At 69.0% G+C, this 6,461-nt stretch carries 6 protein-coding genes; 3 read left to right on the top strand and 3 right to left on the bottom strand.

The window, feature by feature from the left end:
• Window positions 1-78: 78 nt before the first annotated feature.
• Window positions 79-219: an NAD-dependent epimerase/dehydratase family protein gene (locus ABT123_RS12400; RefSeq protein ID WP_351312506.1), complete on the bottom strand. Its 141-nt coding sequence runs from the start codon at window positions 217-219 to the stop codon at window positions 79-81.
• A complete protein-coding gene (locus ABT123_RS12395) occupies window positions 216-479 on the bottom strand; it encodes an NAD-dependent epimerase/dehydratase family protein (RefSeq protein ID WP_351312488.1) in 264 nt (87 codons plus the stop codon). The genes ABT123_RS12400 and ABT123_RS12395 overlap by 4 nt, the downstream gene beginning before the upstream one ends.
• Window positions 480-856: 377 nt before the next feature.
• Here ABT123_RS12395 and ABT123_RS36720 point away from each other — a divergent pair, with 377 nt between their 5' ends.
• Window positions 857-1,471 carry an NsdA family TPR-like regulatory protein gene (locus ABT123_RS36720; RefSeq protein ID WP_502970940.1) on the top strand — a complete coding sequence of 205 codons (615 nt, stop codon included), beginning with the start codon at window positions 857-859 and terminating at the stop codon, window positions 1,469-1,471.
• A 349-nt stretch (window positions 1,472-1,820) separates the two neighbouring features.
• Here ABT123_RS36720 and ABT123_RS12385 read toward each other — a convergent pair whose 3' ends face one another.
• The gene (locus ABT123_RS12385; RefSeq protein WP_351312504.1) at window positions 1,821-2,648 is read right to left on the bottom strand and encodes an ATP-grasp domain-containing protein; all 828 of its coding nucleotides are present in this window, start codon (window positions 2,646-2,648) and stop codon (window positions 1,821-1,823) included.
• 819 nt (window positions 2,649-3,467) lie between these two features.
• Between ABT123_RS12385 and ABT123_RS12380 the strand changes: the two genes are divergently transcribed.
• Window positions 3,468-3,809, top strand: coding sequence for a hypothetical protein (locus tag ABT123_RS12380; RefSeq protein WP_351312484.1), 342 nt, complete (start codon window positions 3,468-3,470; stop codon window positions 3,807-3,809).
• 623 nt (window positions 3,810-4,432) lie between these two features.
• The gene (locus ABT123_RS12375) at window positions 4,433-6,076 is read left to right on the top strand and encodes a pyridoxal-dependent decarboxylase (protein ID WP_351312482.1); all 1,644 of its coding nucleotides are present in this window, start codon (window positions 4,433-4,435) and stop codon (window positions 6,074-6,076) included.
• Window positions 6,077-6,461 lie beyond the last annotated feature (385 nt).

Here is a 6,461-nt window from a genome sequence, read left to right as displayed (position 1 = left end):
CAACGTCCTGTGGGCCATGATCCGCGACGGAGCGTGCTACCAAGCCGCACCACCGGTCACGGCGCGAGCTTGACAATGTCATTGGGAAGTCTCCTCCGGGTTGCCGTCGCCGTAGACGCTGGCGGAGGAGACGAAGACCATGCGTCGGACGCGGCCGGTGGCTGCCACTGCGTCCAGCACCGTCTGGGTGCCGGCCACGTTGGTGTCGATCGCGGTCAGCGGCTCGCGCGTGCACGCGGCGACGTCCGCCAGGGCGGCGGCATGGACGACGTAGCAGCGTCGGCCACCAGCTTGCGGACCAGCGCGGCGTCCCGGACGTCGCCCAGGACCACGCCGGGGTCGTCCGCATGCACGCCGAACAGGTCGGCGTACACCTGCTCCGGGTAGGCGTTCATGGCGCACAGGCAGACCGGATGGGCTCCCAGCTCCCGGAGCCGGGCCGTGATGCGGGATCCGACCAGTCCGGCTCCGCCGGTCACCAAACGGTGGAGCCGGCGAGGGCGGCGAGACCTGAGCGGCTAGTGGGTCGGAGTGGTGGTGCACGAGGCCTCCGCAAACGGGGTTCGGGTGGAACTCGTGTCGGGTGAAGCCGGGCCCCGGTGGGTGAGGATCAGTCAACGGGCTGTGACGGCACGGGAGGAGAGGCCATCCTGTAGGCCCGCGTAGGTCAGTCAGGTCAGGTGCAGGTCAGGGGGCAGCGGTGCGGACGGCGACGGCGACCATCACGGACCTAATCCGGGCGGCGTGCGAGGAGCGCGGATGGGGTCCGACGAAACTGGCCCACGAGCGAGGTCTCCCTGGCCGCCGGCCGCGGTCCGGACGGGCTGGAGCCAGTACGCCCGCAGGTGGATGAGGGGTGAGCGCACTCCGTCCCCGGAGGTGTGGCTCCCGTACGTCGTCCAGGTGTTACGGCTCGACCGGGACCGGACCCGCACTGGAAGAGCGACGTGGAACGCCGCACGATGTTGGCCGCGACCGCCGGATTCGCCCTGTCGGCCTCAACCTCCCGGACGCTGAGGCCGTCACCCGCCGGGTGGCCGCGGCGTCGGCCGGCGCCCCGAAGGTGGGCGCCGGTGAAGTCGCCGCGATCCGGCAGATGACCCGCACCCTCGGCGACGCCGCCGCCGAGTTCGGCGGAGCCCACGCCCGCCGGCTGGCGGTCCAGTACCTGACCGACCGCGTCGGGCCCTGGCTGGAGGGCCGGTACACCGAGTCCGTCGGCCGGGACCTGTTCGCCGCGGCGTCACAGCTGGTGTACCTGTGCGGCTGGATGGTCCAGGACGAGAGCGGCGACGACCGCCACCAGGGCCTGGCCCAGCGCTACTACGCGCACGCGTTCGCGCTCGCCGAGGAGGCCGGGGACGCGGAGCCGGCCGCGACCGCCCTGCGCGGGATGGCCACGCAGGCGATCGACCTCGGGCCCCGGGGGCAGGCGGTCGCCCTGCGGCTGTCGGAGCGGTGCGTGGGATGAGCGTGGAGCCGTCGATCGTCTCCTACCCGGCGGCGCGCTCGGGCAGTGCGACGTTCACCGCGCCGGCCAAGGCACCGGGCGCGGCCCGGCTCACGCCCTCGATCCGGCACAGGGTCGACGTTTGCCAGCCAACCCGCCCGAAGCGACCGCGCCGCTGGGGCAGCGTTGGATCGCGATCAGCGGGTTGCTGCCGGTGTCGTGGTTGCGGAGGTTTTGGAGGACGTCGAAGTCTCGAGATTCCCGCCCGCGAGGATCGGTGAGTGGTGGCTCAGTGATGTCGAAGCGACAGCGTGGCGCATCCTGCATGCGGACAATGGCAGGGTTTGTTGTCACTGATCACGCCGGCATGTCAGCCAGCGAGGTGAGCATCCTCGATGCTCCGGCAGAACCGGCGGTCTCGCTCCGCCATCCGTCTCCGCGGACCAGCTGACCGCAGGACGACATCCAGGACCCGGTCAGGGTCCGCGGCATAGCTGTTGCTGAACCACGCCATGTTCGCCTCAACCACCGCCCACTGGTCGGCGGCCCCGTGCTCAGGTGTGGTCAGGAGCCCGATGTCCACCACCACCGCGCTGGGCAGGCCACTGCCGCACATGGCCAGGAAGTCATCCGCGAACGCCAGGACAGCGTCTTGATGACGGTGCCCGTCCAGTCGCCTGGCGTCGAGACGGCCGAAGGTGGCGTACTGCGAACCCGCGCGGACCTCGCCGTCCAGGACGTACAGGCGAAACTCCGCTGCCCAGGTCACCACGTCACTGATCTGTACAGGCACCTCCGGTGACAGCTCCGACCGGGCCGGGAGGCGATCACCGCTGGTGTACACCGCGGCCGGGAAGCTCTTGTCGCTCGGCGGCTTGACGAACGCCGGCCGGGACAGACAACGCGCCTCGCCCAGCGTCGCCATGGCGATGCGCCGCCCGGTGTACTCGCAGGGCAACGTGCTCAGCCAGTCATCAGACGGCTCCAAGAGCGCGACCTCAAGGGCATCCACAACGCGTGCCGCGAAAACGGGGCCGCCATAGTAGTGGCCACCACTCCTCCCCAGGGCGGTACCCGCACCACCCTGCGCGGGAAGTACCTCCACGTCCAATCCCCGCCGCCGCGCCGACGCCGAGAGCAACTCGGATGTCGAGGTGTACTGCGGCGCCAACGCCAGGAAACCATGCTTCGTCACAATCGCTGACGATGCCACCGATCCGGCCGGATGGTCCACCGCATTCGGGCCCACACCTCGGGGTCAACCAGCCGACCGAAGGACTGACTGGCGCTCGGTCCACCCGAAGCAGTGATCACCGGCCGTTGGTTTCAGGCTTGGCTTTGTTCACGAGAACGGGTTCTGGCTCAGGTTCAGAACCTGAGCCAGAACCGCTGAACGTGAACAAGCCACACCGGCGGCGACGGACCAGAATCCGCAAACCGTCCTGCCAGACGATCTGCACCACAGACAGCCGCCCACGACCAGCACGAGCACCCCGGAACAGCATCACGCCAGGCCCTTGACCAGCCTCTTCAAGTTGGCGGAGTTTCACGGGGGGGGCATCCCCGCATGCATGCGCGGGGAGCAGCCTTACTGACCTGCAATGTTAGGCGGGCAACAGACGATTCCGCGGCACTTCCATCAGTTGCCTCATTGTGTGTTGTCCGTCCAACTGCCCACGGCGTGGGCAGGGAGATGGATACCACTACGCCCCCGCGGGCGGCGGCGGTGCCTCCAGTCATGTGACGCCGCAACCCCAAACGAGCTCAGCGCCCCTGCCCGGCGCGTTAGACGCCAGGCGTCCTCCAGACGAGCGGGTGGCGGGACCAGTAAAGCCACCCGTAGGAGTGAGGCGGTTCGGCACAGCCTCGGCGGCTGCCTCCCGGCGCGCTCCGTGGTGAAGGACCGCCAGTCCGGCGAAGCGCGGGTTGTCCACACTCCCGACGTTGTCCACAGCCCTCCCTTGCCTGCTGCCTACGGATGGGACCATCGGCATCCGACGTGAAGGAGGGGATACGGATGTCCACACCCGCCCTGGCTTACCTCGGCGCACAGCTCGATGCGCCGGACGCCGCCACCGTGCTGGCCGCGGTCTGGGACACGCTCACCCTGATCACGGAGCTCGCGGACGCGACCGCCTTCGAGGAGGGCAGCGATGAGTTGCAGGCGATGGCTGCCGCCCAGCGGTGCTCGCAGGCCCGTGACCTTCTGCCGTTGCCGACCGGGGGCGAGCCCGTCGCGGCGCCGGTACCGGCGGCCGGCGCAGCCGGTCTCGACCCGGATACCGACCGTCCGGCTCCGGTGCGGCCTGCCGCTGTGGTGCCGTCTGCGCCACCGGCGATGACGTCTGCGCCGACATGACGCACGCCAGTACGGGTCGCGCGGTCGTCAATGTCTTACTGCCCCGAGCCGGCCCGCTCAGACGATGAAGCGGTGAGTGCTCGGGCAGAGGCCGGTGGGCCGCGCAGGAGGCCCACACCGACCTCGCCGTGCTTCGCCGGCGTTCAAGCGACCACGCCCACCGGCGCTTGGCGGAACCACCGCTCACCGCTCCGATACTCCCCGAGCGTCGAATTCGGCCATCCGCGCATTCTTCATGACCCAAAGCTGCAATCCCGAGAGTTGCTGAAACGTCACTCTCAAAGGGGCTTCCGGGAAATACAAGGTAAACCCGTTTCACTCAAATTGATTAGGGCTGCAGTAAACGTAGACAGGTGGGTCATCGGGGCGTCATCTCACGCATATCCTGTGTCCCGCGAGGCCCTGGACAGGACGGCCAAACATGGCAATTGCCGCCTCTTGTGCAGGTCGACATCCCGGTGACGGGGTGCGTCGGCCACCCACCCGTTGAGCGTCTTACAGGCGGACGACTCTCGCTGAAGCCCTCATCTCTTTGGACACGAGCACCTGCCGAAGCCGTGCCGTCTGGCGGCGATCCCGCGCCTGAATGTCGCTTCGGGAAATTGCTCAGGATCGGACATGGAATGATTACCGAACACGCCGACGCGCCTCTGGCGGCCCTTCCGGCCAACGACGACTACCAGTTGGGTACCGACGCCTACACCGAGGAGCAGCGGATCGCGGTCCTCTCCAAGCTGGAGGGGTACCTTGACGAGCGGAGCGGGCGTCTGCTCGGGTACCAGGTCAACCTGTCGCTCGACGGCCACGCCGCCCTCGGGCGCTTCCTGGGCTACCACATCAACAACATCGGGGACCCGTTCGTCGACAGCAACTACAGCCTTCACTCACGGTGGCTGGAGCGGGCGGTCCTGGAGCACTACGCCCGCCTGTGGCACGCCCCCCTGCCCCAGGACCCGGCCCGCCCCGGCAACCAGGACGGGTGGGGGTACGTGCTGTCCATGGGCAGTACCGAGGGCAACCTGTACGCGATGTGGAACGCGCGTGACTACCTCGACGGCAATGCCCTGGTACGTGACGAGGTCTCCGGCGAAGCCAGCTGCCGGACCAGCTACCTCCGCGCCCAGCACCCCGACGACAACCCCAACGCATACTCCCCGGTGGCGTTCTTCTCGCAGGAGACCCACTACTCCCACATCAAGGCGATGCGGGTGCTGGACATCCCGACCTTCTACGACCTGGGCGGCAGCCTCTACCCAGGGGAGTGCCCCATCGACGTGGCCGGCACCGGGATGCAGACCTACAACGGCTGGCCCCTCGGCGGCGTCCCGACCACCGGCGGCGATGAGGGACCGGGCACGGTCGACGTCGACGCCCTGGTCGCCCTCGTGGAGTTCTTCGCCGCCAAGGGCCACCCGGTCCTGGTGAACTTCAACGTGGGCAGCGTCTTCAAGGGCGCCTACGACGACGTCCAGACCGCGTGCGAGCGCCTGCGCCCGGTCTTCGAGAAGCACGGCCTCGTCGACCGCACCGTGCGCTTCGACCCCGACGACCCGACCCGGGTCAGCGTCCGCAACGGCTACTGGATCCACGTCGACGGAGCACTCGGCGGCGCCTACGCACCCTACCTGGAGAAGGCCCGCGACTGCGGACTCATCGACAGCGCGCCGCCGGTGTTCGACTTCCGGATTCCCGAGGTGTCCTCGATCGTCACCAGCGGCCACAAGTACCCCGGTGCGCCCGTCCCCACCGGGATCTACATGTCCCGTGCGGGATCCAAGCTGCGGCCGCCGTCGGACCCCGCCGTGGTCTCCTCCCCCGACAGCACGTTCGCCGGATCCCGCAGCGGATTCGCCTCTCTGGCCATGTGGAATCACCTGGCTCAGTTCAGCGAGGAGCAGCAGGTACGGCAGGCCGCCGAGGTCCTGCGGATCGCCGAGTACACGGCGGAACGCCTCAGGAGCCTCAGCGAGCAGTTGCGGGAACGCGGCGAGCCCTGGGCCGAGGACGGCATCGAGGTCGGCCACGGCGACCACGCGCTCAGCGTCTGGTTCCAGCAGCCCCGCGCCGGGATCGCGCAGAAGTACTCGCTCGCCTGCGTTCCGCTCAACCTCGGTGGCCGTCGGCACGACTACAGCCACGTCTACGTGATGCCGCACGTCACGCAGGAGCTCATCGACGAGCTCCTTGACGACCTGTCCCGCCCCGGAGCATTCGACCGCTCCTCCGAACAGGACGCCGAGCGACCCCCGCTTCCCCGCCAGCGCTGACCCGCGGACGGGCAGTCGGACCACAGACGTCCTCCGGCCGTCTGGCGATGTTGCCCCGCACGTCCCCGCGTGCGGGGCAACACCCCGAGAAGGTGCCCCGTCAGCCCGTCACCTCCCCTGGCCCCCGGCTCACCCCACTTCGGCCGGAAGCTCGGGGACCGAGGCGCTTCTCCACCTCGGGGTCCCCGGAGTCAATGAAGACCGAAGACCGCCCGCGAAGCATTTCGGGAGGACCCATGACCTCGCTCCTGGACACGATCACGCCGGAGGTGCTCCAGGCGGATCCCTCTCCGGTTGATCAGCGGCTCCGACGTGACCACCCTGTGGCCGAGATCCCCGCACTCGGCTGCTGGCTCGTGACGCGCCGGCAGGACGTGCGTCGGGT

This window comes from Streptomyces sp. NPDC002054, assembly GCF_040296685.1.
GTDB lineage: Bacteria > Actinomycetota > Actinomycetes > Streptomycetales > Streptomycetaceae > Streptomyces.
This window is presented reverse-complemented; position numbering and strand designations above follow the sequence as displayed.